This is a genomic window from Hydrogenophaga sp. FG152 (assembly GCF_057809615.1).
Window position 1 is genome coordinate 78,466 of the sequence record NZ_JBMDKH010000016.1, and the last position, 25,038, is coordinate 103,503.

Annotated in this window: 26 protein-coding genes; 15 read left to right on the forward strand and 11 right to left on the reverse strand. The window is 68.9% G+C overall.

All coding sequences use genetic code 11. The annotated features are described in order from the left end of the window. The first annotated feature begins 110 nt into the window (after positions 1 to 110). Complete coding sequence (locus ACODTB_RS18860) at positions 111 to 860, forward strand: GDSL-type esterase/lipase family protein (RefSeq protein WP_291117316.1); 750 nt, start codon at positions 111 to 113, stop codon at positions 858 to 860. An 11-nt stretch (positions 861 to 871) separates the two neighbouring features. Here ACODTB_RS18860 and ACODTB_RS18865 read toward each other — a convergent pair whose 3' ends face one another. Then, complete coding sequence (locus ACODTB_RS18865) at positions 872 to 1,174, reverse strand: hypothetical protein (RefSeq protein ID WP_291117319.1); 303 nt, start codon at positions 1,172 to 1,174, stop codon at positions 872 to 874. A gap of 147 nt (positions 1,175 to 1,321) precedes the next feature. Here ACODTB_RS18865 and ACODTB_RS18870 point away from each other — a divergent pair, with 147 nt between their 5' ends. The 8 genes from ACODTB_RS18870 to ACODTB_RS18905 are packed head-to-tail and all read left to right on the forward strand — an operon-like array spanning position 1,322 to position 8,518. Then, positions 1,322 to 2,500, forward strand: a complete 1,179-nt coding sequence (locus tag ACODTB_RS18870; RefSeq protein ID WP_291117322.1) for an ABC transporter substrate-binding protein — start codon at positions 1,322 to 1,324, stop codon at positions 2,498 to 2,500. A 25-nt stretch (positions 2,501 to 2,525) separates the two neighbouring features. After that, positions 2,526 to 3,383 (forward strand): branched-chain amino acid ABC transporter permease, encoded by an 858-nt coding sequence (locus tag ACODTB_RS18875; RefSeq protein ID WP_291117325.1) that lies wholly within the window; start codon positions 2,526 to 2,528, stop codon positions 3,381 to 3,383. Beyond that, the gene (locus tag ACODTB_RS18880; RefSeq protein ID WP_291117327.1) at positions 3,380 to 4,393 is read left to right on the forward strand and encodes a branched-chain amino acid ABC transporter permease; all 1,014 of its coding nucleotides are present in this window, start codon (positions 3,380 to 3,382) and stop codon (positions 4,391 to 4,393) included. The genes ACODTB_RS18875 and ACODTB_RS18880 overlap by 4 nt, the downstream gene beginning before the upstream one ends. Continuing rightward, entirely contained in the window at positions 4,390 to 5,151 is a 762-nt protein-coding gene (locus tag ACODTB_RS18885) for an ABC transporter ATP-binding protein (RefSeq protein WP_291117329.1), read from the forward strand. The genes ACODTB_RS18880 and ACODTB_RS18885 overlap by 4 nt, the downstream gene beginning before the upstream one ends. Beyond that, positions 5,144 to 5,845 (forward strand): ABC transporter ATP-binding protein, encoded by a 702-nt coding sequence (locus ACODTB_RS18890; RefSeq protein ID WP_291117332.1) that lies wholly within the window; start codon positions 5,144 to 5,146, stop codon positions 5,843 to 5,845. The genes ACODTB_RS18885 and ACODTB_RS18890 overlap by 8 nt, the downstream gene beginning before the upstream one ends. A 22-nt stretch (positions 5,846 to 5,867) precedes the next feature. Then, on the forward strand, positions 5,868 to 6,428 hold the full coding sequence (locus ACODTB_RS18895) for a MarR family winged helix-turn-helix transcriptional regulator (protein ID WP_291117335.1): 561 nt from the start codon (positions 5,868 to 5,870) through the stop codon (positions 6,426 to 6,428). 3 nt (positions 6,429 to 6,431) lie between these two features. Beyond that, complete coding sequence (locus ACODTB_RS18900) at positions 6,432 to 7,388, forward strand: PDR/VanB family oxidoreductase (protein WP_291117338.1); 957 nt, start codon at positions 6,432 to 6,434, stop codon at positions 7,386 to 7,388. 35 nt (positions 7,389 to 7,423) lie between these two features. Beyond that, positions 7,424 to 8,518, forward strand: coding sequence for a Rieske 2Fe-2S domain-containing protein (locus ACODTB_RS18905; RefSeq protein WP_291117341.1), 1,095 nt, complete (start codon positions 7,424 to 7,426; stop codon positions 8,516 to 8,518). A 41-nt stretch (positions 8,519 to 8,559) separates the two neighbouring features. Here ACODTB_RS18905 and ACODTB_RS18910 read toward each other — a convergent pair whose 3' ends face one another. Then, positions 8,560 to 10,773, reverse strand: a complete 2,214-nt coding sequence (locus ACODTB_RS18910) for a malate synthase G (RefSeq protein ID WP_291117343.1) — start codon at positions 10,771 to 10,773, stop codon at positions 8,560 to 8,562. Between the two features lie 366 nt (positions 10,774 to 11,139). Between ACODTB_RS18910 and ACODTB_RS18915 the strand changes: the two genes are divergently transcribed. Then, positions 11,140 to 12,204, forward strand: a complete 1,065-nt coding sequence (locus tag ACODTB_RS18915) for a porin (RefSeq protein ID WP_291117346.1) — start codon at positions 11,140 to 11,142, stop codon at positions 12,202 to 12,204. Between the two features lie 126 nt (positions 12,205 to 12,330). Here ACODTB_RS18915 and ACODTB_RS18920 read toward each other — a convergent pair whose 3' ends face one another. Further along, positions 12,331 to 13,077 carry an IclR family transcriptional regulator gene (locus tag ACODTB_RS18920; protein WP_291117350.1) on the reverse strand — a complete coding sequence of 249 codons (747 nt, stop codon included), beginning with the start codon at positions 13,075 to 13,077 and terminating at the stop codon, positions 12,331 to 12,333. Between the two features lie 109 nt (positions 13,078 to 13,186). On the opposite strand from ACODTB_RS18920, the gene ACODTB_RS18925 reads away from it, so the two are divergent. From ACODTB_RS18925 to ACODTB_RS18940, 4 genes are all read left to right on the forward strand, one after another. Beyond that, a complete protein-coding gene (locus ACODTB_RS18925; RefSeq protein ID WP_291117353.1) occupies positions 13,187 to 14,110 on the forward strand; it encodes a hydroxymethylglutaryl-CoA lyase in 924 nt (307 codons plus the stop codon). A gap of 18 nt (positions 14,111 to 14,128) precedes the next feature. Beyond that, positions 14,129 to 15,340, forward strand: a complete 1,212-nt coding sequence (locus ACODTB_RS18930; RefSeq protein WP_291117356.1) for a CaiB/BaiF CoA transferase family protein — start codon at positions 14,129 to 14,131, stop codon at positions 15,338 to 15,340. 63 nt (positions 15,341 to 15,403) lie between these two features. Beyond that, the gene (locus tag ACODTB_RS18935) at positions 15,404 to 16,330 is read left to right on the forward strand and encodes a LysR family transcriptional regulator (protein WP_291117359.1); all 927 of its coding nucleotides are present in this window, start codon (positions 15,404 to 15,406) and stop codon (positions 16,328 to 16,330) included. A gap of 14 nt (positions 16,331 to 16,344) precedes the next feature. Further along, positions 16,345 to 16,914: an NADPH-dependent FMN reductase gene (locus ACODTB_RS18940; protein WP_291117362.1), complete on the forward strand. Its 570-nt coding sequence runs from the start codon at positions 16,345 to 16,347 to the stop codon at positions 16,912 to 16,914. A 16-nt stretch (positions 16,915 to 16,930) separates the two neighbouring features. Here the strand turns inward: ACODTB_RS18940 and ACODTB_RS18945 are convergent, their stop codons facing one another. From ACODTB_RS18945 to ACODTB_RS18980, 8 genes are all read right to left on the reverse strand, one after another. Then, entirely contained in the window at positions 16,931 to 17,386 is a 456-nt protein-coding gene (locus ACODTB_RS18945; protein ID WP_291117365.1) for an SRPBCC family protein, read from the reverse strand. Positions 17,387 to 17,502: 116 nt separating this feature from the next. Then, positions 17,503 to 18,030, reverse strand: a complete 528-nt coding sequence (locus ACODTB_RS18950; protein WP_291117368.1) for a hypothetical protein — start codon at positions 18,028 to 18,030, stop codon at positions 17,503 to 17,505. Positions 18,031 to 18,184: 154 nt separating this feature from the next. Continuing rightward, on the reverse strand, positions 18,185 to 18,841 hold the full coding sequence (locus tag ACODTB_RS18955) for a Vgb family protein (RefSeq protein WP_291117370.1): 657 nt from the start codon (positions 18,839 to 18,841) through the stop codon (positions 18,185 to 18,187). 48 nt (positions 18,842 to 18,889) lie between these two features. Then, positions 18,890 to 20,110: a helix-turn-helix domain-containing protein gene (locus ACODTB_RS18960; protein WP_291117373.1), complete on the reverse strand. Its 1,221-nt coding sequence runs from the start codon at positions 20,108 to 20,110 to the stop codon at positions 18,890 to 18,892. A 118-nt stretch (positions 20,111 to 20,228) separates the two neighbouring features. Then, positions 20,229 to 20,828 (reverse strand): hypothetical protein, encoded by a 600-nt coding sequence (locus ACODTB_RS18965; protein ID WP_291117376.1) that lies wholly within the window; start codon positions 20,826 to 20,828, stop codon positions 20,229 to 20,231. Between the two features lie 66 nt (positions 20,829 to 20,894). Then, positions 20,895 to 21,695 carry a carbon-nitrogen hydrolase family protein gene (locus ACODTB_RS18970; RefSeq protein WP_291117379.1) on the reverse strand — a complete coding sequence of 267 codons (801 nt, stop codon included), beginning with the start codon at positions 21,693 to 21,695 and terminating at the stop codon, positions 20,895 to 20,897. 2 nt (positions 21,696 to 21,697) lie between these two features. Then, positions 21,698 to 23,374 carry a flavin monoamine oxidase family protein gene (locus tag ACODTB_RS18975; RefSeq protein ID WP_291117382.1) on the reverse strand — a complete coding sequence of 559 codons (1,677 nt, stop codon included), beginning with the start codon at positions 23,372 to 23,374 and terminating at the stop codon, positions 21,698 to 21,700. A gap of 11 nt (positions 23,375 to 23,385) precedes the next feature. Next, entirely contained in the window at positions 23,386 to 24,015 is a 630-nt protein-coding gene (locus ACODTB_RS18980) for a LysE/ArgO family amino acid transporter (RefSeq protein WP_291117385.1), read from the reverse strand. Between the two features lie 111 nt (positions 24,016 to 24,126). On the opposite strand from ACODTB_RS18980, the gene ACODTB_RS18985 reads away from it, so the two are divergent. Beyond that, positions 24,127 to 25,032, forward strand: coding sequence for an HTH-type transcriptional regulator ArgP (locus tag ACODTB_RS18985; RefSeq protein WP_291117480.1), 906 nt, complete (start codon positions 24,127 to 24,129; stop codon positions 25,030 to 25,032). The last annotated feature ends 6 nt before the right edge of the window (positions 25,033 to 25,038 follow it).

Consider the following 25,038-nt stretch of genomic DNA (forward strand, 5'->3'; position numbering starts at 1 on the left):
CTGCGCGTGGGGAAATGAACATGGGGCAAACCCGCTATTGTCGCGGCGCCGCGAAGGGGCAAATCGGGTGCGATGACGCACCAGCGACGCCCAGGCATAGACTGGGCCGCATGAGCACGTCGTCCTGGCCCGTGTGGCCCGCCCTCATCGCCGCCCTGCTGCTGGCCTTGCTCGCCACCTCGGGCTGCGCGGTCTGGCGCATCGGCCAGGCGCGCGACCTGGCCCAGCGCAGCGAGCCGCTGCAGCACGCCCCGGCGGATGCCGCGCTGCGCCTGCTCATCGTCGGCGACAGCACCGGCGTGGGCACCGGTGCGAGCGACCCGAGGCACAGCCTGGCCGGCCTGCTGGCGCGGGCCTACCCGAGGCTGCACATCGACAACCGCGCCAGCGACGGCGCGACTTTCGCCCGGGTGATCGGCCAGCTCGAAGCCACCACCGGACGCTACGACCTGGTGCTGGTGCAGGCGGGTGGCAACGACGTGATCCGGCTGCGCTCGCTCGATGACGTGCGCGCCGACATCGACCGCGTGGCGGCGCTCGCCCGTGCGCGCGGTGGGCGCGTGTTGCTCATGCCGGCGGGCAATGTGGGCAACGCGCCCTTTTTCTTCGCACCGGTGTCGTGGTTCATGACCTCGCGCGCCCGCTCGATGCACGGCTTCGTGCGCGAGGCCGCGGCGCGGCACGACGCGGTGTATGTGAACCTGTTCAAGGAGAAGGCGGACGACCCGTTCGCCCAGCAGCCCGGCCTGAACGCGGCCGATGGCCTGCACCCCAGCGACGCGGGTTACCGCGTGTGGTTCGACGAACTCATGGCGCAAGGCCGGCTCGAGCCTGTGCTGGCGCCCGCGGCCGCGCGCTAGCTGCTGGGCCTTCAATCGGCTGGCGCGAACTGCGCCAGCAGGGCCTCGCCCCAGGCCCAGGGGCCGGTGAGCGTCAGCGTCACCGTGGTCCATTCGCCGTCCACCTGCACTTGCTCGTCGGCGTCCCACGCGCCGCCCTCGTCGAGCGGGCCGCGCGGGCCCGGCGCGTGGGCTTCGGCCCAGTCCAGCACCGCGCGCACCTCGGCCATCGCGGCAGGCAGCTGCGCAGCGCGCACGCTGGCCATGGCGTCCCAGGTGCCGGTGTCTTCGCCGTCGTCGCTGGCGTCAAAAAGCAGGTAGTTCATCAGGGGCATGGCGGCGAGCTTAGCCGGTCCGCCGAACGCTGTTCAGGGTAAACCCGCATTTGGTTGATATTGCAACTGGTTGGCAATACAACCATAATTCGAGCCGTCAACACCGATGCCATTTCCCCCGAGTGGCGCAACAACCAGGAGACAGACATGTCCATCTCACGACGCGTTCTCTGCGGCACGGCCCTGGCGGCCGCCGTCCTGTCCACCGCGCCTGTCCACGCGCAGGACCCGGCGATCAAGGTGGGCGTCATCGGCCCGTTCTCCGGCCCGTTCGCGCACTACGGCACCTTGTTCAAGGCCGGTGTGGAGGCCTATGTGGCCAGCCAGGGCGGCAAGCTCGCGGGCAAGTCGGTGGAGTTCATCTACCGCGACACCGGCGGTCCGAACCCCGCGCAGACGCGGGTGCTGGCGCAGGAGCTGATCGTCAAGGACAAGGTGGACTACCTGGGCGGTTTTGTCTTCACGCCCAACGCGCTCGCGGTCGCGCCGCTGATCCAGCAGTCGCAGACGCCCACGGTCATCTTCAACGCGGCCACCTCGTCGATCACCGAGAAGTCGGAGTATTTCATCCGCAGCAGCTACACGCTGTGGCAGGTGACGGTGCCGCTGGCCCAGTGGGCCGCCAAGCAGGGCATCAAGAAGGTGGTGACGGCCGTGACCGACTACGGCCCGGGCCTGGACGGTGAAGCGGCGTTCAAGAGCGAATTCGTGAAGCAGGGCGGAACGGTGGTCGAGACCATTCGCATGCCCATTGCCACCACGGACTTCGGCCCGTTCGCGCAGCGCATCCGCGCCAGCGGCGCGCAGGCGGTCTACACCTTCCTGCCAGGCGGCCCGCCGAACCTGGGTTTCGTGAAGGCCTACAACGAGAACGGCCTGGCCAAGGCCGGCATCCAGTTCCTGGGCACCTCGGAAACGGACGAGTTCGACCTGCAGAAGTTCGGTGACTCGGCGCTCGGCCTCACGACCGCGTTCCACTATTCCGGCGCGCACGACTCGCCGGCGAACAAGGCCTTCGTCGCCGCGCTGAAGAAGCAGAACCCGGCGGCGGTGGCCAACTACGCCTCGGTCGGCGCGTGGGACGGCATGCACGTCATCCACAAGATGATCGAGGCCACCGGCGGCCAGAAGAACGGCGCCAAGGCCCTGGCTGCGGCGCGCGAGCTGCAATGGGAAAGCCCGCGCGGCCCGGTGCGCATCGACGCCAAGACGCGCCACATCACCCAGAACGTCTACCTGCGCAAGGTGGAGAAAGAGGGCGGCGTGCTGGTCAACAAGGAAGTGCAGAGCTTCGGACCGCAGACCGATCACGGCCTGAACCCCTGATGCGGCGGCTGATGGACGAAGCGACGTGATCACGTTCTCCAACATCCTGATCGACGGCCTGGCCTACGGCATGGTGCTGTTCGTCATCGCCGTGGGCCTGTCGGTCACGCTGGGGCTCATGCGCTTCGTGAACCTCAGCCATGGCGCCTTCGCCATGGTGGGCGGCTACTGCGTGGCCCTGCTGACGCGCGAGCTCCAGTGGAGCTTCTGGATCGCCGTGCCGCTGGCGGTGCTGGCCACCGGCCTGCTGGGCGCGCTGCTGGAAGCGCTGGTCCTGCGGCACCTGTACCAGCGCAAGGAGCTGGACCAGGTGCTCTTCACGATCGGCCTGACCTTCGTGCTGATCGCCTCGACCAATGCCCTGGTCGGCCCGCAGGTGCAGATGGTCCAGCTGCCGCCCTCGCTGTCGGGCTCGGTGGACCTGGGTTTCCGCACCCTGCCGGCCCAGCGCCTGCTCGTGATCGGCGTGGGCCTGGCCGTGGCCGTGCTGGCCGCGCTCACGGTGACGCGCACGCGCTTCGGCATCTGGCTGCGCGCGGCGGTGGCCCACGCGGGCACGGCCTCGACGCTGGGCATTCCGATCCGCCGCGTGCAGTGCCTGACCTTCGCCGCCGGCGCGGCGATGGCCGGCCTGGGCGGTGTGCTGGGCGCGGAGGTGATGCCGCTGGAGCCTTACTACGCGCTGAAGTACCTGGTGCTGGTGCTGGTCGTCGTGGCCGTGGGCGGCATGGGCAGCATCGCGGGCTCGCTGTGCGCGGCCATCGTGCTCGGCCTGATCGAGACCGCGAGCAAGTACCTGGCCTCGGACTGGGGCAGCCTTTTCTTCTTCGCCGCCATGGCCCTCTTCCTGGCCTGGCGTCCCAACGGACTGTTGAAACGATGAACGCCCTGTCCTTGTTCAAGACGCGGGCGCTCGCGGGCCCGCAAGACGGTGGCGGCGATGCCGCCTCGCCGCGCTGCGCGCCGGCCTGGCGCGCGCCGCTGGTGATGCTGGCGCTGGGCCTGGCGGCCTGCCTGATGCTGCCCGACCAGCTGGGGCTGCTGACGCGCATCTTCATCATGGGCCTCTTCGTGCTGTCGCTGGACCTGGTGGTGGGCATCGCCGGCCTGGCCACCCTGGGACACGCCGCGATGTTCGGCGTGGGTGCCTACGCGGCGGGCGTGTTTGCCTTGCGCGTGATGCCCGACCCGCTGGTGGGCCTGGCCATTGGCGTGCTGGCGGGCGCCGTGCTCGCGGCGGCGACCGGGGCCTTTCTGCTGCGCTACCAGGGCTTCACCTTCCTCATGCTCACCGTGGCGGTGGCGCAGATGGTGCTGTCGCTGGCGCACAAGGCGCGCGACTGGACGGGCGGCGACGACGGCCTCTCGGGCTACGTGATGGGCCCGCTGCTGGGGCAGTTCCAATTCGACCTCGAAGGCCGGCTGGCCGCGTTCTACGCGCTGGCGGTGCTGGTGGTTTGCTTCTATGCCGCGCGCCGCCTGGTGGACTCGCCGTTCGGCATGGCCGTGCGCGGCATCCACGAAAACCGCGCCCGCATGGCCGCCCTGGGCACGCCGGTCTACCGCCGCCTCTGGGGCATGTACGCCGCCGCGGGCGCGCTGGCCGGCGCGGCCGGGGCGCTCTCCGCGCAGACCACCGCCGTGGTGGGCCTGGACAGCCTGTCGTTCTCCCTCTCCGCCGAGGCCCTGGTCATGCTGATCCTGGGCGGCGCCGGGCGCCTGAGCGGTGCCCTGGTGGGCGCGGCGGTGTTCCTGGTGCTGCACCACACCGCGGCCTCCATCAACCCCTACCACTGGCTGTTCGTGGTGGGTGGCCTGCTGATGCTGGTGGTGCTGGTCTCGCCCGCGAAGGCCGTGGCCTGGCTGCGCAACCGCTGGGGAGGCCGCGCATGAGCCACCTGCTCGAACTGCGCCACCTGGACAAGCGCTTCGGCGGCATCCACGTGACGCGCGACGTCTCCTTCCAGCTCGCGCCGGGCGACCGCCTGGCCCTGATCGGCCCCAACGGCGCGGGCAAGACCACGCTGGTGAACCAGATCAGCGGGGTGTTCCCCGCCGACAGCGGCGAGATCTGGCTGCGCGGCGAGAACGTCTCTCGCCTGAGCCAGGCCCAGCGCGTGCGCGCCGGCCTGGCCCGCACCTTCCAGATCACCACGCTGGCGCCGCACTTCCCGGTGCAGCGCCAGATCGAACTCGCCCTGTTCGAGCGCGAAGGGCTCGGCGGGTGCTTCTGGCGCGGCATCGACAGCTTCCCCGCGCTCCAGGCCGAGGCCCGGGCGCTGCTGGCCCGCTTCGGCCTGCAAGGGCAGGCCGCCACGCCGACGCAGGACCTGGCCTATGGCGAACAACGCCTGATCGAGATGGCGCTGGCCATGGCGCTGCGGCCCCAGGTGCTGTTGCTGGACGAGCCCATGGCCGGCGTGCCCAAGGGCGACGGCGAGCGCCTGCTCGCCGCGCTCGATGCCCTGCCGCGGGACCTCGCGGTGCTGATCATCGAACACGACATGGACCTGGTGTTCCGCTTCGCCAGCCGCATCCTGGTGCTCGCCGAGGGTGCGGTGCTGGCCGACGGCACGCCGGACGAGATCCGCCGCGACCCCCTGGTCCGCGCGGCCTACCTGGGCCATGGAGAGGCGACACGGCATGCTTGAAGTCAAAGACGCCACGGCCGGTTACGGCCCCACGACGGTGCTCAACGGCCTGTCGTTCGAGGTCGGCGCCGGCGAGCGCCTGGCCATGATCGGGCGCAACGGCGTGGGCAAGACCACGGCGCTGCGCGCCGTCATGGGCCTGGTGCCGCTGCGCGCCGGCACCATCACCTTCCAGGGCGAGGACGTCACGCGGCTGTCCGCGCACCAGCGCGCGCAGCGCGGCCTGGGCTACGTGCCCCAGACCCGCGACGTGTTTCCCTCGCTGAGCGTCGAGGAGAACCTGCTCGCCGGCCTCAAGCACCGCCCGCGCGCCGCGCTCAACGAGGCCTACGAACTGTTCCCGCGCCTGGCCGAGCGCCGCCGCAACGGGGGTGCCCAGCTCTCGGGGGGCGAGCAGCAGATGCTTTCGGTGGCGCGCGCCCTGCTGGGCCAGCCCCGGCTGATCCTGCTGGACGAGCCCCTCGAAGGCCTGGCGCCGCTGATCCGCCTGGACCTGTTGCGCGCCTTCGGCGAGATGAGCCGGCAGACCGGCATCGCGGTCGTCATCGTGGAACAGCAGGTCGACGAGGCCCTGGCCTACGCGGGCCGGGCGGTGGTGCTGGACCACGGTGTGGTGGTGCACGGCGCGCCCGCCGACGAGCTGGCGCGCGACACCGCGGCGCTGGAGCGCTGGGTCGGGATGGCGGTGCACTGACATGCGTGTCCAGAATAGAGGCATGAAAACCTCCAAATCCCTCCCCGCCGTCAGCGATCCGCTCAAGCAGATCGACCTCGACCACTACGTCCCGGCCTACCTGACCTGGACCGCCAACAAGCTCTCGCGCGGTGCGTCCCAGCACTACCTGAAGATCTTCGGGGTGGGCATCGAGACCTGGCGCTGCCTGGTGCTGCTGGCCATCGAAGGTTCGATCTCCGCGCAGCAGGTCTCGCGCGTCATCGGCATGGACAAGGCCTCGGTCAGCCGCTGCTTCAAGTCCATGCAGGAAAGTGGCTTCATCCGCATCGAGCTGGACCCGCGCGACGGCCGGGCCCGCATCGCGGTGCTGACCACCAAGGGCCGCGCCATGCACGATCAGATCCGCGAAGTGGCGCTCGAACGCGAGCGCGCTTTCCTCGAGGTGTTGTCCGCCGACGAAGCCGAGACCCTGTTGGTGCTGCTGCGCCGCCTGCACGAAAACCTGCCGGCCGTGGAAACCGCGACCCAGCGCTTCGTGGAGCAGAAGTACGCCAAAACCCGCAAACCGCCGCGAAAGCCGGCGCCCCCCGAAAGCGACTGAGACATGGTGGAACTGGACGTCAGGGTGCGCGCGCGCCAACCGGAGGCCGACGGCATCTGCAGCTTCGACCTGGAGCCCATCGGGGCGAACGAGCTGCCGGCCTTCCGCCCCGGGGCCCACATCGACGTCCAGGTCGCGCCCGGCCTGATCCGCCAGTACTCGCTCTGCGGCCACCCGCAGGAGCGGCGCAGCTGGCGCATCGGCGTGCTGCGCGAGCCGCAGTCGCGCGGCGGCTCGGCCGGCATGCACGACCGGGTGCAGGTGGGCGCAGTGCTCAAGGTGAGCGCGCCGCGCAACCTGTTCGAGCTGGTCGAGGCCCCGCACAGCGTGCTGGTGGCTGGCGGCATCGGCGTCACGCCCATCCTGTCGATGGCGCAGCACCTGCAGGACGCCGGCGGCTCTTTCGAGATGCACTATTGCGCGCGCTCGCCCGAGCGCATGGCGTTTCGCGGGCAGATCGAGGCCGGGCCGCTCGCTGGCCACACGCGGCTCTACTTCAGCGACGCGCCGTCGCCCCAGGCTTTCGATGCACCGGCCCTGCTGCGGGCCGCGCCCGAGGGCGCGCACCTCTACGTGTGCGGCCCCGCCGGTTTCATGGATTTCGTGCTCTCGGCCGCGCGCGCGGCCGGTTGGGCCGAGGCGCGCCTGCACCGCGAGCATTTCGCAGGCACCGTGGCCGACAGCACCGGCGACCAGGCCTTCCAGATCCGCCTGCAGCGCAGTGGCGCCACGCTCGACGTACCGGTGGGCGTGAGCGCGCTCCAGGTGCTGCTGGAGCACGGCGTGGACGTGAACTACGCGTGCGAGGCCGGTGTCTGCGGCAGCTGCCTCACCCGCGTGCTCGAGGGCACGCCCGACCACCGCGACAGCTGCCTGATGGACGCGGAGCGCGCCACCAACGACCAGTTCACGCCCTGCTGTTCCCGCTCGAAATCCCCCACGCTGGTCCTCGATCTGTGAGACCGACCGCCTGACCGTCACCCAAGGAGACCCCCATGAACGCCGATTGCATCGCCATCCAACCGATCCCGCCCACCGCCGCCGGCCGCGGTCGCTTTCCGCTGAACCAGTGGTACATGGCCGGCTTCTCCAGCGACCTGACCGACAAGCCCGTGGGCCGCACCTTCCTGAACCAGAAGGTCGTGCTGTTCCGCACCGGCGAAGGCCAGGTCGCCGCGCTGGAGGACCGCTGCTGCCACCGCTCGCTGCCGCTGTCGTGCGGCACGGTCGAGGCCTCGGGCGTGCGCTGCGGCTACCACGGCATGCTCTACGCGCCCACGGGCGTGTGCATCGAGATCCCGGGGCAGGAGCGCATTCCGGGCAAGGCCCGGGTCAAGGCCTACCACGTCGCCGAGAAGAACCACATTCTCTGGATCTGGATGCCCAAGGAAGAGGGCGGCGCGCCCACCGTCGAGGCGCCCGACTACCCCTGGCACGATGACCCGCGCTACAAGTTCGGCTCCGGCCAGTACCACTACAACGCGCCCTGGCAACTGATCCACGACAACCTGCTGGACCTGAGCCACCTCGGCTACGTGCACCTCAAGACCATCGGCGGCAACGCCCGCCTGCACATGAGCGCCAAGATGAACGTCACGCAGGACGGCGACAAGGTCAAGGTGGTGCGCCTCATGCCCGGCTCCACGCCGCCGCCGACCTACAAGGCCGCCTGGCCCTTTGGCGAGACCTGCGACCGTTGGCAGGAGATCGAGTTCGAGCTCTCGCACCTCAGGATCTGGACCGGCGCCGTCGAGCCCGGCACCGACGCCATCGACGACCCCGAGCGCGGGGGCTTTCACATGCGCGGCCTGCACGGCATCACGCCCGAGACCGAAGAGACCTGTCACTACTTCTGGAGCATGTCCAGCACCAGGCACCCCGACATGCCGGAGAACATCGAGGCCGTCATCGAGCAGACCGCGTTCACCTTCGACGAAGACCGCGTGGTGATCGAAGAGCAGTACCGCAACATGCAGCGCTTCGGCGGCAAGCCCAGCTGGATCGACATCCACGTCGACGTGGGAGGCAACCGCGCGCGCCGCATCGTCGAGCGCCTGACCGCGGCATCGGCCGACCCGCAGCCGGCCTGAGATCCGCAAGAAAAAGCCCGCCGGGGGCGGGCTTTCGGGGGTCAGGCCGAGGCCTTGACCTTCAGGCGCCAGGCGTGCAGCAGCGGCTCGGTGTAGCCGCTGGGCTGCTCCTTGCCCTTGAACACCAGGTCCAGCGCGGCGAGGTAGGCCTTGCTGGTCTTGAAGTTGCCGGCCATCTTCTTGTACAGCGGATCGCCGGCATTCTGGCCATCCACCACGGCGGCCATGCGCTCGAAGGTGTCGCGCACCTGCTTCTCGCTCACGATGCCGTGGTGCAGCCAGTTGGCGATGTGCTGGCTGGAGATGCGCAGCGTCGCGCGGTCTTCCATCAGGCCCACGTTGTGGATGTCGGGCACCTTGGAGCAGCCCACGCCCTGGTCCACCCAGCGCACCACGTAGCCCAGGATGCCCTGCACGTTGTTGTCCAGCTCCTGCTGCTTCTCGGTCGCGCTCCAGTTCGGGTTGCTGCTCACGGGCACCGTCAGCAGGCCGGTGAGCAGGTTGTCGCGCTCGGCGTTGGCGTCGATCTTCTCCAGTTCCTTCTGCACATCCGACACCAGCACCTGGTGGTAGTGCAGCGCGTGCAGCGTGGCGCCGGTGGGGCTGGGCACCCAGGCGGTGTTGGCGCCGGCCTTGGGGTGGGCGATCTTCTGGCGCAGCATCTCGGCCATCAGGTCGGGCATGGCCCACATGCCCTTGCCGATCTGCGCCTTGCCGCGCAGGCCGCACGAGAGGCCCACGATCACGTTGTTCTTCTCGTAGCTCTGGATCCAGGCGCTGGCCTTCATATCGCCCTTGCGCACCATGGGGCCGGCCAGCATGGCGGTGTGCATCTCGTCGCCGGTGCGGTCCAGGAAGCCGGTGTTGATGAAGGCCACGCGGCTCGCGGCCGCGCCGATGCAGGCCTTGAGGTTGATGGAGGTGCGGCGCTCCTCGTCCATGATGCCCAGCTTGACCGTGCTGTCCTTGAGGCCCAGCACCTTTTCGACTCGGCCGAACAGCTCGGCGGCGAACTCGACTTCGCGCGGGCCGTGCATCTTGGGCTTGACAATATAGACCGAGCCCTTGCGCGAGTTGCGAATGGCGTCCTTCTTGGTGCGCTTGAGGTCGTGCATAGCGATGGTGGTGGTCACCATCGCGTCCAGGATGCCCTCGGGGATTTCCTTGTCGTCCGCGCCCCAGAGGATGGCGGGGTTGGTCATCAGGTGGCCCACGTTGCGCACGAACATGAGCGAGCGGCCGTGCAGGCGCACGCCGTTCTTCTTGCCGTTGGGCGCGGTGTACTCGCGGTCGCCGTTGAGGCCGCGCGTGAAGGTCTTGCCGGCCTTGGTGACGGACTCGGTGAGCGTGCCCTGCAGGATGCCCAGCCAGTTGCGGTAAGCCAGCACCTTGTCCTCGGCGTCCACCGCGGCCACGGAGTCTTCCAGGTCCAGGATGGTCGAGAGCGCGGCTTCCACCACCAGGTCGCTCACGCCGGCGGCGTCGCCCTTGCCAATGGGCGTGCTGCGGTCGATCTGGATTTCCAGGTGCAGGCCGTTGTGCACGAGCAGCACGGCGCTGGGGTGCTTGGCCTCACCCTGGTAACCCACGAACTGCGACTTGTCGGCCAGTTTGCTGGAGCCGCCGTCGGCCAGCGATACCACCAGCTCGCCGTCCTTGTTGACGCGGTAGCCGACCGAGCCCACGTGCGAACCCTTCTTCAGCGGTGCGGTGCGGTCCAGCACATGGCGCGCGTACTCGATGACCTTGGCGCCGCGCTTGGGGTTGTAGCCGCCCTTGGGGCCCACCTTGCCGCAGCCCTTGTCTTCCGAAATCACGTCCGTGCCGTACAGCGCGTCGTACAGCGAGCCCCAGCGGGCGTTGGCCGCGTTGAGCGCGTAGCGCGCGTTCAGGATCGGCACCACCAGCTGCGGGCCGGCCTGCACGGCCAGCTCGTCGTCCACATTCCTGGTCGTGGCCTTCACGTTTTTGGGCTGGGGCACCAGGTAGCCGATGGTTTCCAGGAACTTGCGGTAGCCCGCCATGTCGCGGATCGGGCCGGGGTTGGCCGCGTGCCAAGTGTCCAGTTCGGTCTGCAGGCGGTCGCGCTCGCCCAGGAGGGCCGCGTTCTTGGGTGCTAGGTCCGCCACGATGCCGTCGAAACCCTGCCAAAAGTTTGCTTCGCTCACGCCGGTGCCGGGCAGCACCTGCTGGTTGATGAAGTTGAACAGTTCGGTGGCGACCTTCAGGCCGTGGATCTGGGTGCGTGCTGTCATGGAAAGCTCCGTCTGGGCGAAAAGTGCGGGTGCCCGCATTGCGCGGGCGTGAGCGAACTGTATTCCATACCCACGCCAGCATTAATTCGATTTTTCGTCACGGATCAGTGACTTGACTGTGGGTAATGGCCCCCGAACGGGCACATCGTGCCGCTTTGTCCTGATCAAATGAATTCTTTTGGTTGAAAAATTTCTGCGTTTCGATCCGAATTTGAGTCTACTCATTCCTTGTTTGTAATTCTTTGGGTCTAAGTCACTAGATTCCGGGTTCTTCCGAAATTCGGCGCGCAACACCGTGTGCGTGTCCGTTAAGAGGCCACCGGGGCTCGCTGGTGGCATGTGTTGAACCCATCTCAAATCTCAAAAATGACACTCTCGAAAAAGACGGCGGTCGCCCTGGCCGCTTTCGGTGCCCTGACCGGGGTCGCCCACGCCCAATCCAACGTCACGCTGTATGGCCTGGTGGACCTGTATGTGGGCAAGAGCACCAGCAAAATCACGCTTGGTGGCGCGAGCTTCCAAATCAGCAATGGATCAAGCTTGACGAGCGGCGGGCTGAACGGCAGCCGTTGGGGGCTGCGGGGAGCGGAAGACCTGGGGGGTGGCCTGAAGGCCACCTTCCAACTGGAGTCCGGCTTCAGCGCCGACACCGGCACCAGCGCCGTCGCCGGCGGTGGCTTCAACCGCACCAGCAAGGTGGGGTTGAGCGGTGGCTTCGGTTCCTTTGAAATGGGCCGCCAATACACGCAGATGTTCCTGCTGATGGACCGGTTCGATGCCCAGGGCACCTCCAGCTTCTCCGCCACCAACGCCATCTTCGGGCCACCTATCCTGGTGGCTGCCGGCTCGCTGTCGCCGGCCATTCGCCGGGACAACATGCTGCAATACACCACGCCGACCATGGGCGGGTTCACCGGCGCCGTGCAATACGCCTTTGGCGAGAACGGGGGTCCAGGCGTCTCAGCTGGTCGAGCCATGGGCGTCTCAGCACTGTATGCAGATGGTCCAATCGCTGTGCAAGGCGTGTACGAATCCCTCAAGGGTGCGGGCTCTGGCGCCGCCACCGCCAAGACGACTGGCCTTGGGGCAAGCTACGATTTCACTGCTGTCAAGGTGCTGGCCCAGTACGTTGCCCAGAAGGATGGTCGAGTCAACGGCATCAAGGAAAACGGCTACGTGTTGAGCATCGCGGTGCCGGTCAGTTCTGCCGGCACTATCAATGCTGGCATTGGCTCGGAAGCGCTCAAGGCCGCCGCCACTGGCACCCGCCTGATCAAGACATCGTCTGCCAGCGTCGAATACCGTCACGACTTGAGCAAGCGCACCACGGTCTATGCTGGTTTCAACAATGTGAAATTCGAGGCCGAGACCACTCCTGTGCTTACCTCCAGGGATCGACTCTACGGCGTGGGCCTGCGCCACAAATTCTGAGTTTCCGCAAGGGTCAACACCTGGCCGCAGGGGGCCAGGTGCTGGAATTGCCCACCGCCATCCGGCGGTGGGCTTTTTTTTGCTCTCTTTCCGTCGAGCGGTCCGCGTCGATCCGGCACCCGGTGATCAACCGACCCGCCCACTCAGTTGCCGTGCCGCTGCCAGCACCTTGCCCACGTGCCGCTCATCGAACCGGTGCGCCGGCATCGTGAGCGTGAGGGAGGCGGCGATCGAGCCGTCCGCGTGGAACACCGGTGCCGAGATGCCGGCCACCTCGGCCAGGCGGTCGCCCACGGCGGTCATGAAGCCATCGGCGCGGATGCGCGCCAGCGCGCGTTTGTCGGCCGGCGTGGGCTTGCGGCTGTCGTCGCCCGCGCCGAACGCCGAGAGCACGCGCCCGCCCGTGCCCTGGTGCAGCGGCAGCACGTCGCCCGCGCGGATGTGGTCGCGCACCGGGTGGGGCGAGTCCACGCGGTAGAGGCACAGCCGCGTCTGGTTCGGCGCCTGGCCCTGGCGCACGTGGTAGGCCGCGCTCTCGCCGGTGGCCGACACCAGCTGGCGCAGCACCGGCATGACGACGCGGTCCAGCGAAAACGAGGCCGCGTAGATGCCGTGCAGCCGCGCCACTTCGCCGCCCAGGGCGTAGCGACCATCGTCCAGCCGCTGCAGCAGGTGCGCGTGTTCGAGCGAGGCGAGCAGGCGCAGCGCGGTGCTCTTGTGCAGCTGGGTGCGCTCGGCCAGCTCGGCCAGCGACAACGAGGCGTCGCCCGCGTGGAACGCGCCCAGCAGCGAGAGCGCGCGGTCCACCGCGGCGGTGCCGCCGGTGGCGGCGTTGGCGTCGGCCAAGGAAGGGGTCTGCGCTTTGCGGGGCATGAAAGAAGGAGGAAGGGGACTTGGTTGACAGGATGGAAGTGATCTGCGATTCTTTCAATAGAAAGAATATCGTTCTATCTTATAAAACGCAAGCAACCTCGCATCTTCCATGCAAAACGCCCCTGGAGTTCTCATCAGCGAAGTCGGCCCGCGCGACGGCCTGCAGTCCGTGAAGGCCACCATGCCCACGGCCGACAAGCTGCGCTGGATCGATGCGCTCGTGGCCGCCGGCCTGCGCGAGATCGAGGTCGGCTCCTTCGTGCCCGCCAAGCTGCTGCCGCAGATGGCCGACGTGGTCCACGTGGTGCACCACGCCCTGCGGCACGAAGGCATCACCGTGATGGCCCTGGTGCCCAACCGGCGTGGGGCTGAGGCCGCGCTGGCCTCGGGCGTGCACAAGATCACCCTGCCGGTGTCGGCGAGCGAGGCGCATTCGCTGGCCAACGTGCGCAAGACGCGCGAGCAGATGGTGGACGAGCTGCGCGAGGTGCACGCGCTGCGCCGCGACACCGCGCCCGGCGTGGCGATGGAGGTGGGCCTGTCCACCGCCTTCGGTTGCACGCTGCAGGGCGCGGTGGACGAAGACGAGGTGATCCGCCTGGCCGTGGCCTGCGCGAACGTGGGCGTGGACGAGGTGGGTCTGTCCGACACCACCGGCATGGCCAACCCCGCGCAGGTGCGCCGCCTGTTCACGCGCCTGCGCGCCGAGCTGGGCGAGCGCGCGGGCGCGGCCCACATGCACAACACGCGCGGCCTCGGGCTGGCCAACTGCCTGGCCGCGTTCGACGTGGGCGTGCGCACCTTCGACGCCTCGCTCGGTGGCCTCGGCGGTTGCCCCTACGCGCCAGGGGCCTCTGGCAACGTGGTCACCGAAGATCTGGTCTTCATGTTCGAGGCCATGGGCGTGCGCACCGGCATCGATCTTTCGACCCTCATCGCCGCGCGCGAGCCCCTGCGCGCCGGCCTGCCCGGCGAGCCGGTGTACGGCATGACGCCCGAAGCCGGCCTGCCCAAGGGCTGGCGCGCCGCCTGAAACTTCTCCACCCCTGCCATGCCAGATACCCAAGACACCCCCCGTCCCTTGCCCTTCGAAGGCATCCGCGTCGTCGAATTCACCCACATGGTCATGGGCCCCACCTGCGGCATGGTGCTGGCCGACCTGGGTGCGGAGGTCATCAAGGTCGAGCCGCCCGCCGGCGACAACACGCGTCGACTGCTCGGTTCGGGCGCGGGCTTTTACCCGCTGTTCAACCGCAACAAGAAAAGCCTGGTGCTGGACCTGCAGTCGCCCGAGGGCCAGGAGGCCGTGCTCAAGCTGATCGCCACCGCCGACGTGGTCAGCGAGAACTTCAAGCCCGGCACCATGAAAAAACTGGGGCTGGACCACGAGAGCCTGAAGAAGCTCAACCCGCGCCTCATCTATGTGAGCCACAAGGGCTTTCTGCCCGGCCCCTACGACCACCGCACCGCGCTCGACGAGGTGGTGCAGATGATGGGTGGCCTGGCCTACATGACCGGCCGCCCCGGCGACCCGCTGCGCGCAGGCTCCTCGGTGAACGACATCATGGGTGGCCTGTTCGGCGCCATCGGCGTGATGGCCGCGCTGAGCGCGCGCGAGAAAACCGGCGAAGGCTGCGAGGTGCAGAGCTCGCTGTTCGAGAACAACGTCTTCCTCGTCGCTCAGCACATGATGCAGTTCGCCGTCACGGGCAAGGCCGCCGCGCCCATGCCCGACCGCATCTCCTCCTGGGGCATCTACGACGTGTTCCAGGTGAAGGGCGGCGAGCAGATCTTCCTCGCCGTGGTGAGCGACACGCAGTGGGCCATCTTCTGCAACGCCTTCGGCTACCAGGACCTGCAGGCCGATCCGCGACTGGTGGGGAACAACAACCGCGTGCGCAACCGCGATTGGCTCATTCCCCTGCTGCGCGAGCGCCTGGCCCTGCAGAGCGCGGCCGATCTCGCCGCGCTGTTCGAGCGCCACGGCCTGCCGTTCGCGCCCATCACCAAACCCCACGAACTGTTGGACGACCCCCACCTCTGCGCCACCGGCGGGCTGGCGCCCATCACCCTGCCCGATGGCGAGCGCGCCGGCCAGACCGCGCAGACCGTGTTGCTCCCGCTCGCGCTCGACGGCGAACGCCTGGGCGTGCGCCGCAGCCCCCCGAAACTCGGTGAACACAGCGCCGAGCTGCTGGCCGAACTGGGCTACGGCACCGAGGCCGCGGCCCAATTGAGCCGCACGGTCGTCAAAGCCGCCTGAAAAGTCATCAATCAGCCCAAAGTTGTCATTGATTCGCTCCTGCAGGTGGGGTAATCTGCCCGGGTGGACAAACTCAAACAACTCGAAACCTTCGTCGCGGTCGCCACGCGCGGCAGCCTCACCGCCGCCGCCAAAGCCGAGGGCGTGGCCCCGGCCATCATCGGGCGCCGGCTCGACGCCCTGGAAGCCCGGCTCGGCGTGAAGCTCATGGTGCGCACCACGCGGCGCATCACCCTCACCCACGAAGGCAGCGCCTTCCTGGAAGACTGCCAGCGCCTGCTGGTGGACATGGCCAACGCCGAAGCCAGCGTGAGCGCAGGCGGCGTCAAGGCCAGCGGCCACCTGCGCATCACCGCGCCGGCCGGTTTCGGCCGCCGCCATGTGGCGCCGCTGGTGCCGCGCTTTCGCGAACTGCACCCCGAGGTCACCATCTCTTTGAACTTGAGCGACCGCGTGGTCGATGTGGCGGGCGAGGCCTACGACTGCGCCGTGCGTGTGGGTGATCTGCCCGACTCCTCCCTGGTCAGCGTGCGCCTGGCCGACAACCGCCGCCTGTGCGTGGCCACGCCGCGCTACCTGCAGCAGCACGGCCGCCCGCAAGTGCCGGCCGATCTGGTGCGCTTCGACTGCCTCACGCTCTCCAGCGACGCCTCGCAGACCCGGGGCTGGGCCTTCACCGTGCCGGCGCCCGGCGGCCTGGGCGAGGTGGAGATCGTGCACCTGCGCCCCAACGGCCCGCTGGACTGCACCGACGGCCAGGTGCTGCGCGAGTGGTGCCTGGCCGGTTACGGCATCGCCTGGCGCAGCACCTGGGAAGTGGAGGCCGACATCGCCGCCGGTCGGCTGGAGAGCGTGCTCGACGACTTCGCCGCGCCGCCCAATGGCATCTTCGTGCTGTTTCCGCAGCGCAAGCACCTCGCGCTGCGCGTGCGCCTGTGGATCGACTTCCTCAAGCACGAGTACGCGCGCCCCGATTTCTGGAAAACCTGAGCCTTCAAACCACCATGAGCACCCCCCAACTCCTCGGCATTTCCGGCAGCCTGCGCCAGCAATCCTTCAACACCTCGCTGCTGCGCGCGGCGGTTCCGCTGGCGGGCGACGCGGCCCGGCTCGACGCCGCCACGCTGCACGGCATCCCGCTCTACGACGGCGACCTGGAACAGCGCGAAGGCACGCCGGCGGCCGTGCGCGAACTCAAGGAAAGGATCCTCGCCAGCGACGGGCTGCTGCTTGTCACGCCCGAATACAACAACGGCATTCCCGGTGTGTTCAAGAACGCGGTGGACTGGCTCTCGCGGCCCACGCCCGGCCTGCCCGACGTGTTCCGCGACCGGCCCGTGGCCGTCATCGGCGCCTCGCCCGGGGGCTTCGGCACCATCCTGTCGCAAGCCCACTGGCTGCCGGTGTTGCGCACCCTGGGCACCCACCCTTGGCAGGGCGGGCGGCTCATGGTTTCGCGCGCCTCGTCCGTGTTCGGCCCCGACGGCGCGCTGCTGGACGACAAGGTGCGCCAGCAGCTCGGCGAATTCGTGCAAGGCTTCGCGGCCTTCGTCGCGGCCGCGAAAAAGCCCTGAACACGGCGGGGGTGGCTCAGCCCGGGATGTCCGGCTCCACCAGATGGGCCAGCTGGGCCAGCGATTCCTGCCAGCCCAGGTAACACATCTCCAGTGGAATCACGTCGGGGATGCCGTCCTGCACCACGTTGAGTTCGGTGCCGCAGGACACGGCCTTGAGTTGCACGTCCACCGTGATCAGGCCGGGCAGGTTCGGGTCGTCGAACTGGTCGGTGTAGCGCAGGCGCTCGCCGGGCACGAGCTCCAGGTACTCGCCGCCGAACGAATGACCATGACCGGTCGAGAAGTTGTGGAACGACATCTTGAACGTGCCGCCCACCTTGGCCTCCAAATGCTGCACCTTGCAGAGAAAGCCGTAGGGCGGCAGCCAGCGGGCGAGGGCGTCGGCGTCGAGGAAGGCGCGGTAGACCTTGTCAGGTGGGGCCTTGAGGACGCGGTGGAGGCGGACGGCGCGGGAAGAGGAAGTGCTCATGGCGAGGGCCTTTCAGGTGGTGGATCATGTGGCAAGCGCGGGTCGGAGACAAGGGACTCCCAGCTGCTGACTCCACGACGATCCGGCGTGCGCCGTTTCGACATTGACCCACCTCGTCAGTCGTCATTCCAGGTGCTGTTGGCTCTCCTTCGGCGGGGCGGCTGCTCGATGGCCGTCTCCATCAAGTCCAGAAGACGGGGTTTGTCCAGGCGATCTGCAATCGTCAATGGCGTCTCACCATGGCAGTTCATGTCGCCCCACGGCAAATGCTCAGCGCAGTGCTCGAAAAAGTTCGTGATGCACGCTTGCCATGCCGGATCGGTTGAACCTGGCTCGAAGATGTGGTCGTCCAGTACCCTGGCGATGACGTGCAGCACGTTGCAGCCATAGGGATCTGTGCGGCGGAGCGTTGCTCTGCTGCGCATATCCTCGGTGAGTGCTTCGAACGCCTCAGCGTTTCTCTCTCTCACGGCGGCCATGAGGAGCGTTCCACCGAGGATCCTGGTGTTCGCATGGACATCTCTGCCATCGATCAAACCCCTCAGCCCTTGAATATCGCCGCTGACGATGAAACTGTAGGCCTCTTGGGATGGGCTCGGGTCGAGCCTCATGCTGGGAAATTTCGGGTAAATCGTGTTGATCATGTGGGGATTCGATCTCTTGGGACAGGTGTGTTCGACTTGAACACACCTGGTTGTGGAAAGAGAGTCCCTCGGAGTTCAGGCGCCGCCCGGTGTATCGACGCACACGAGCACATCGCGCGCGACCGCGAAGTGCTCAGCAAAGAGGCGGCCTGGCTCAGGCCGCCTTGGGCCGGCGCACCGCGCGCACCTTCCCGCTGGGGCCGCCACCGCAATAGAACAGACCCGCCCCGTCGGATTCGAGCCCGCTCACGCCGATGCCGGCCGGCATGTCGAGGCGTTCGAGCACCTTGCCACTTTGCGGGTCGATGCGTCGGATGTCGCTCTCATCACCTTCCCAGGTGCCATGCCAGAGCTCGCCATCGACCCAGGTGACGCCCGTGACGAAGCGGTTGGATTCGATGGTGCGGCGGATCGCGCCGGTGGCCGGGTCGATCTGATGGATCTTGCGGTCGCGGTACTGGCCCACCCACAGGCTGCCTTCGGCCCAGGTGAGCCCGGAGTCGGCGCCGCCACCGGGCGCGGGGATGGAGGCGAGCACCGCACCGGTGGCGGGGTCGATCTTGTCGATGCGCGCCTCGGCGATCTGGTACAGGTGCTTGCCGTCGAAGGCGGTGCCGGCGTCGCCCGCGCGTTTCAGCGTGCGGGTGATGTCGCCGCTGGCGGGGTCGAAGGCGACGATGCCTTCGTCGGTGGCGGCCCACACGCGCTGGCCGTCGTGGGTGACGCCGTGCACGCGCTCGGAGCCGAGGAAGGGACCGTACTCGCGCACGACTTCGGCGGTGCGCGCGGTGGGGGTGGTCTGACGGGTCATGGTGAATCTCCTATGGGCAGCACCGGGTGTCGGCGCTTGAGGGTCACTCTATTCAATCGGCAGCGAAGCAGGGAGTAACAAGATCGTCGCGAATCCGGCCAGCGGCGGTGCCAGCCAGCGCCGCGCGCGCGCCTGGCCGATGGCGCGCACGCGGCCCTCGGCCTCCAGCTCGGCGAGCGCGCGCTGCACGGTGCGCTGGCTCGCGCCCTGCGCGAGCGCAAGGGCCGAGGTGGACCAGGCCGCGCCGTCGGCCAGCAGCGCCAGCAGTGAGGCCTGTTCGCCGTCGATGGGCGGCGCGAGCAGCACAAGGGAGCGCCCGCCCGAGGGCCGCAGCGCGAAGCCGCGCGCGGTGGCCTCGATGCCCGCGAGGGGTTTGACGAGCGCGCGCAGGCGCCCGATCTCGACACGCAGGCGCGCGCGGTGCGTCTCGTCAGGGCGGCGGGAGCGAAACGTCTCGGCGATCAGGGCCTCGCGCTCCACGTCGCCCGGCCAGGCCTGGGCCAGCGCGCGCGCCAGCGCGAACAGCACGGGCCGGCGCGCGAGCGATTGCCACGCAGCGCCCGTGCCCAGGCCGCGGCGGCAGGCGTCCACCACCAGCGCGTCGGAGGCCAGCAGTTCGGCCACGTCGGCCAGCCGCAGCGCCTGCTCGCTGCCGTTGCTCAGGCGGCGCGCGGCCGGGTGGTCCAGCGCGGACTGGGTTTGTGCGACCTCGGCCTGCAGGGCGGGCACACCGGCCCGTGTGGCCGCATCGCGCGCGCGGGCCAGGGCCGCGCGCCCGGCCTCCACGCGCAGCGAGCGCAGCGCGAGCTCGGCCGCGACCAGTTCGGCCACCGCCGCGAGCGCGGGCGGCTGGCGGGTGGTGTCGATGGCCGCGAGCACGGCCTCGGCTTCGGTGAGTCGGCCGAGCCGCAGCAGGCGGCGCGCCGCGATCAAGCGGGCCTGGTGCGCGTTGGCGTGGTCGGCGTGGGCTTCAAGGATGGCCGCGGCGGCGGTCAGCGGGCGCGTGGAGCCGCCGAGGTCGCGCATGGCCAGCGCCACCTCGGCCTCTGCCACCACGCAGCGGGCGCGCGCCAGGGTTTCGTGCGCGCCGAAGCCTCGGCCGGCGCGCCGCAGCAGGTCGCGCGCGCGTGAGTGTTCCCCGAGCTGGGCCATGGCGATGCCGCGCAAGGCCAGGGCGGGCGGGTCGTCACGCAGGGCCACGCGCTTGAGCGCGCCCAGCGCGTCGCCCGCAGCCAGGGCGCGCGCGGCGGCGGTGATGAGGGAGTCCATGCCGACAGGCTACACCGCGGCGCGCCCACGGTGCGAACCTGTCGGTCCACCTTCACGTTGGCAGCCTTGACGTCTGACGCGCTGGCCGCTTCAACGCGAGCGGCTGTCCGGCTGCCTCTCAGACAGGAAGGCCGTGGCCTTCACCGCCCGGATCGCCGGGTCCGTCAGAGCCGTTGTGGAACGAGCCATTGGGCTCGACGTCATTGCTGGCCGAGGTGTCCTCGCCCGGGTTTTCGTAGGTCGCCAGGAAGCCTTGAAGGTTGTCTTTGTGCACCGTTTCGGCCAGCTCGACCGCCGTGAGGCCCCGGATGTTGTGGCGTTCCCAGTCGAAGAACAAGCGGAATTCGTGGAAGAAGTCTTCCAGCAGGTTCGCGAGCACCGGTTGGTCCGAGGGGACGTCAAACCAGGCATCTGGCAGGTGCATCGCCATGTCGTGGAGCACCGTGTTGCCCTGGTCATCGTGGTGCCTCAGTTCGGGCTCGATCGACCGGATCGCCATGTCGGTGAGCAGCAGGTACAGGGCGCTGGCGTTGCGATGCCTAACGGCCTCCATCAGCAAGGTGACGCCCTGTGCGTTCCGGGTGTTCAGGTTGACCCGCTGTTGGGCAATCTGCCACATGAGTTGGGGCAAGTTGTGGCTGGCGATGGCCTGGCGTGCCAGATCGCCTGGATCGACGGCTGCCTGTGAATGAAGGCCGGTACCAAAGATGGAGTGCACGGAGGGGCTCACTTTCGCTTCAAAAAGGGATGAAGCAGAGGCAGTGGGCGTGGTTCAGCGCTCGGTTCAGCTCCAGGAGGAAGGGAGGTCGCCGCGCCGGTCGCGCAGTTGCGAATGCCGCCGCGCTTCGACCAGCGCGCCGCGCGAGAGGGTGGCGAAGCGCAGGGTTTCCTCGCGCCCACCCTGGTCCATCACGGCGCCGTCCGGCGCACAGACCGTGCTCAGGCCGCCGTAGGTGGTGTGGCCTTCCTGGCCGCAGGCGTTGGCGTAGGCCACGAACACGCGGTTCTCCAGCGCGCGCGCGGGCAGCAGCACGCGCTGCACCTCGTCGAAGTCGATCATGTTCGCGGTCGGCACGAGCAGGGCATCGGTGCCTTGCAGCGCGAGGCCGCGCGCGGGTTCGGGGAACTCGATGTCGTAGCAGATCAGCAGGCCGAGCTGCCAGCCGTGCCAGGCGAACACGGCGGGCGCCTTCGGGCCGGGGCTGAACTGCGCGCGGTCGATGTCGCCGAACAGGTGGGTCTTGCGGTAGTTCGCAAGGCGCTGGCCGTCGGCATCGATGAACTGCACTGCGTTCCAGGGCTTGCCGTCGGCGTTTGCTTCGGGATAGCCGTAGACGATGGCGATGCCATGGCGCAACGCGATGGTGGCCACGGCCTGCGCGAGCGCGCCGTCGGCCGGTTCGGCCAGGGCCGCCACGCCGGCCGCGCCGATCTGGTAGCCGGTGAGCGACATCTCGGGGCACAGCAGCAGCCCGGCCCCCTGGTCGCGCGCCTGCGCGGCGGTGGCGTCGAGCAGCACCAGGGCCTGGGACGGTGTGCCCGCGTAGGGGCATTGCCATAGGGCAAGGGTGAGGGACTCGTCCATGCTCAGTCCGGCAGGGCCATGGGCCCGAGTTCGGCGAACACGTCGCCGGGTCCGGGGTTGGCCGCGTGCGTGTGGCCGCCCAGGTGCCTGACGATGCCCCACACCGCGTTCAGCGAGGTCTGCACCGCGCCCTCGACCCAGGCGGGCGTGAAGGACACGTCGTCGCCCGCGAGGAAGATGCCGCGCTCGGTGGCCGCGAAGCCGTCCTGCATGAAGTGGCTGTACATGCGGTGGTTGTAACGGTAGTGGCCGGGCAGCGCGCCCTTGAAGGCGCCGAGGAAGTGCGGGTCGGCCTCCCAGGAGACGCTGATCGGGTCGCCGATGATGTGGCTGGCGATGTCCACGTCGGGGTAGATCTTCTGCAGGGCCTGCAGCGCGAGCTGCACGCGCTTCTGGGTGCCGTGCGGCAGCATCTTGAGCGCGTCGCCCATCCAGGCGTAGCTCAGGCAGATCACGCCGGGCTGGTCGGGCCCGTGGTCGAACAGGTAGGTGCCGCGCGTGAGCCGGTCGGTGAGCGTCATGCCCATCTGCGGCCAACCGTTGGCACGGAGGTCGTTCCAGAACGGGCGGTCCACCATCACGAAGGTCTTGGACGACTGCATGTAGCGCGTGCGGTCCAGCGCCATCCAGTGCTTCTGCGAGAACAGCGCCTCTTCCACCGCGATCTGCGTGGTCAGCAGCCAGCTCTGGCAGGTGGTGACCACGGCCGGGTAGCTGCGGGTGTTGCCCCAGGTGTCGGTGACGGCGAGTTCGTTGCTCGCCGCGCGCGCGATCGCCGTGACGCCCGGGCGCGGCGCGCCGTGGTGCAGGCTGGCCAGGGTGGTGCCGGCGGGCCAGTGGCGCAGTTCGTTTTCGGCGGGCGCGTGGTGCCACAGACCCAGCGGTACCTGCTGCGCGCCACCCACGATGAGGTGCTGGTTCTCGTCGCAGCCGGTGAGCACCACGCGCAGAATCTCGAGCATGGAGTTGGGGAAGTCGGAGTCCCAGCCGCCGGTGCCGAAGCCGACCTGGCCGAACACCTCGCGGTGCTGGAACGGCAGGCGAGAGAAGGCTTTGGAGGTGGCGACGAAGTCGTAGAAGGTGCGGTCGTCCCACAGGGGCACGAGGTGGTCCCACAAGGCCTTGAGCTTGGCCGCGTCGCGCTCGCGCAGCGCCTGCTGCAGGCCGGTGAAGCCGGCGCCGTCCTCCAGCGCCTGGGCCCAGGCCTCGGCCACCTCGCCGAACAGCGGCGGCAGATCGGCCAGGGTGCGGCCCCAGTGGGTCTGGCCTTCGAGGTCGATCACGGTGCAGCCGGCGGCGGGCGTGAGCGGGTTGGGGAAGGGCTGGGTCTTGAGGCCGAGCCGGTCCACGTAGTGGAAGAAGGCGGTGCTCGATGCGGGAAAGCGCATGCCCCCGAGTTCGGCGATGGCGCCCTGGCCACCTTCGAAGGCCTGCGAGCGCAGCCGCCCGCCCATGCGCGAGGCCTCGTAGACCACGGGTTTGAGGCCCAGCTTCATCAGCTCGTAGGCCGCCACCATGCCGGCCATGCCGGCGCCGACGATGGCCACTTCCTGCCCCAGGCGCTCGGTGGGCAGTTCGCCCAGGCCGGCGGGGTGGGCGATCCAGTCGTCGAAGGCGAACGGGAAGTCGGGTCCGAACAGGGTCACGGGCGCATCGGCGCCGCGTTGCAGGGTGGCCATGGCGAGTCCTTTCAGAACAGGCTGGTGAGAAGCCAGCCTGCCGTGCCCCACATCATCAACGCAACCAGGCCATCCAGCACGCGCCACACGTGCAGCGAGTTGAGCCGGCGGCCCAGCCAGAAGGCGGCCGCGCCCAGCGCGATGAACCAGACCAGCGAGCCGGTGGCCGCGCCCAGGCCGAAGACGGCGCTGCCCTGGCCGTAGGCGAGCGAGGCGGTGCCGATCAGCACGGCGGTGTCGAGCCAGGCGTGCGGGTTCAGGAAGGAGAAGGCCAGGGCGGAGAGGACGGCCTGGCGCGGCGACACCGGTTCGGCGGTGAGGCCGCCGTCGGCGCCGAAGGGCGTGGCGCGCGGGCGCAGGAAACGCTGGAAGGCCTGCCAGCCATAGACACCGAGGAACAGCACGCCCGCGCCGATCAGCGCGCCGAGCAGCTTGTCCGACAGGCCGCCGAGCTGGGCCAGGCCCAGCACGCCCAGGCCGATGAGCACCACGTCGGCCAGTGCGCAGGTGAGCACGGTGAGCCACAGGTGCTGGCGTTGCAGGCCCATGCGCAGCACGTGGGCGTTCTGCGGGCCGATCGCCATGATCAGCGACATGCTCAGCACCATGCCGGCGGTGAAGGTGGGAAAGGCGAGGGTCATGCGGACTCCGGAAACAAAACAGGTGAATGGCCGGCAGTGTGCGCGCAAACCCGCATCATTTAAATGGAGTTAAATTAAACTAGGTTCGATTGAAAATAACTTGAGTGAATGATGCTGGACGCCCGCCAACTCGACGCCCTGGCCGCCGTGGTCGAGCACGGCGGCTTCGGCCCGGCCGCGCAGGCCCTCTCGCTCACGCTGGCGGCGGTGTCGCTGCGCATCAAGTCGCTGGAGGACACGCTGGGCCAGCGCCTGCTGGTGCGTGGCAAGCAGGTGCGCGCCACCCCGGCCGGGCAGGCGCTGCTGGCCCATGTGAAGCAGGTGCGGCTGATGGAGGCCGACCTGCTCGACGGCCTGCAGGGTGGGGCGCCGGCCCCGGGCGGCGTGCGCTGGCAGAGCCTGTCGGTGGCGATCAACGCCGACTCGGTGGCCGGCTGGTTCCTGCCTGGCGTGGCCGCGCTGCTCAAGCGCCACCACCTGCTGCTGGACATCATGATCGACGACCAGGACCACACGCACAGCGCGCTCAAGAGCGGCGACGTGATGGGCTGCGTGACCGCGTTGTCCACGGCCATGCGCGGCTGCGTGGCCGAGCCGCTGGGCGTGATGCGCTACCACTGTGTGGCCTCGCCGGCGGTGGCGCAGCGCTGCCGCACGCCCAAGGGCGCGGTCTCGGTGCACAAGCTGCTGGCGCAGCCGGCCATCATCTTCAACCGCAAGGACGCGCTGCAGGACGCCTTTCTGGAACAGCACTTCGGTTTGCGCCAGCCGCGCTACCCGCGCCATTTCGCGCCGGCGGTGGAGGCTTTCGAGACCGCGATCGAGCTCGGCCTGGGCTGGGGCATGGTGCCCGAGCAGCACCTGCAGAACCGCCCGGCGTTGCAGGAAATCCTGCCCGGCGCCACGGTGGACGTGTCGCTGTACTGGCAGCACTGGGCGCACGAATCGCTGTCGGCGCGGCGACTGACCGAAGCGGTGAAGGCGGCGGCGCGCGCGCACCTGGCGGCGCCGGGCTGAGCGCCC

What these genes read in the sequence shown, in the direction of transcription:
- ACODTB_RS18860 (WP_291117316.1), top strand. Translation starts at nt 111, where the DNA reads ATGAGCACGTCGTCCTGGCCCGTGTGGCCCGCCCTCATCGCCGCCCTG.
- ACODTB_RS18865 (WP_291117319.1), bottom strand. Translation starts at nt 1,174, where the DNA reads ATGCCCCTGATGAACTACCTGCTTTTTGACGCCAGCGACGACGGCGAA.
- ACODTB_RS18870 (WP_291117322.1), top strand. Translation starts at nt 1,322, where the DNA reads ATGTCCATCTCACGACGCGTTCTCTGCGGCACGGCCCTGGCGGCCGCC.
- ACODTB_RS18880 (WP_291117327.1), top strand. Translation starts at nt 3,380, where the DNA reads ATGAACGCCCTGTCCTTGTTCAAGACGCGGGCGCTCGCGGGCCCGCAA.
- ACODTB_RS18885 (WP_291117329.1), top strand. Translation starts at nt 4,390, where the DNA reads ATGAGCCACCTGCTCGAACTGCGCCACCTGGACAAGCGCTTCGGCGGC.
- ACODTB_RS18890 (WP_291117332.1), top strand. Translation starts at nt 5,144, where the DNA reads ATGCTTGAAGTCAAAGACGCCACGGCCGGTTACGGCCCCACGACGGTG.
- ACODTB_RS18895 (WP_291117335.1), top strand. Translation starts at nt 5,868, where the DNA reads ATGAAAACCTCCAAATCCCTCCCCGCCGTCAGCGATCCGCTCAAGCAG.
- ACODTB_RS18900 (WP_291117338.1), top strand. Translation starts at nt 6,432, where the DNA reads ATGGTGGAACTGGACGTCAGGGTGCGCGCGCGCCAACCGGAGGCCGAC.
- ACODTB_RS18905 (WP_291117341.1), top strand. Translation starts at nt 7,424, where the DNA reads ATGAACGCCGATTGCATCGCCATCCAACCGATCCCGCCCACCGCCGCC.
- ACODTB_RS18910 (WP_291117343.1), bottom strand. Translation starts at nt 10,773, where the DNA reads ATGACAGCACGCACCCAGATCCACGGCCTGAAGGTCGCCACCGAACTG.
- ACODTB_RS18915 (WP_291117346.1), top strand. Translation starts at nt 11,140, where the DNA reads ATGACACTCTCGAAAAAGACGGCGGTCGCCCTGGCCGCTTTCGGTGCC.
- ACODTB_RS18920 (WP_291117350.1), bottom strand. Translation starts at nt 13,077, where the DNA reads ATGCCCCGCAAAGCGCAGACCCCTTCCTTGGCCGACGCCAACGCCGCC.
- ACODTB_RS18925 (WP_291117353.1), top strand. Translation starts at nt 13,187, where the DNA reads ATGCAAAACGCCCCTGGAGTTCTCATCAGCGAAGTCGGCCCGCGCGAC.
- ACODTB_RS18930 (WP_291117356.1), top strand. Translation starts at nt 14,129, where the DNA reads ATGCCAGATACCCAAGACACCCCCCGTCCCTTGCCCTTCGAAGGCATC.
- ACODTB_RS18940 (WP_291117362.1), top strand. Translation starts at nt 16,345, where the DNA reads ATGAGCACCCCCCAACTCCTCGGCATTTCCGGCAGCCTGCGCCAGCAA.
- ACODTB_RS18945 (WP_291117365.1), bottom strand. Translation starts at nt 17,386, where the DNA reads ATGAGCACTTCCTCTTCCCGCGCCGTCCGCCTCCACCGCGTCCTCAAG.
- ACODTB_RS18950 (WP_291117368.1), bottom strand. Translation starts at nt 18,030, where the DNA reads ATGATCAACACGATTTACCCGAAATTTCCCAGCATGAGGCTCGACCCG.
- ACODTB_RS18955 (WP_291117370.1), bottom strand. Translation starts at nt 18,841, where the DNA reads ATGACCCGTCAGACCACCCCCACCGCGCGCACCGCCGAAGTCGTGCGC.
- ACODTB_RS18960 (WP_291117373.1), bottom strand. Translation starts at nt 20,110, where the DNA reads ATGGACTCCCTCATCACCGCCGCCGCGCGCGCCCTGGCTGCGGGCGAC.
- ACODTB_RS18970 (WP_291117379.1), bottom strand. Translation starts at nt 21,695, where the DNA reads ATGGACGAGTCCCTCACCCTTGCCCTATGGCAATGCCCCTACGCGGGC.
- ACODTB_RS18975 (WP_291117382.1), bottom strand. Translation starts at nt 23,374, where the DNA reads ATGGCCACCCTGCAACGCGGCGCCGATGCGCCCGTGACCCTGTTCGGA.
- ACODTB_RS18980 (WP_291117385.1), bottom strand. Translation starts at nt 24,015, where the DNA reads ATGACCCTCGCCTTTCCCACCTTCACCGCCGGCATGGTGCTGAGCATG.
- ACODTB_RS18985 (WP_291117480.1), top strand. Translation starts at nt 24,127, where the DNA reads ATGCTGGACGCCCGCCAACTCGACGCCCTGGCCGCCGTGGTCGAGCAC.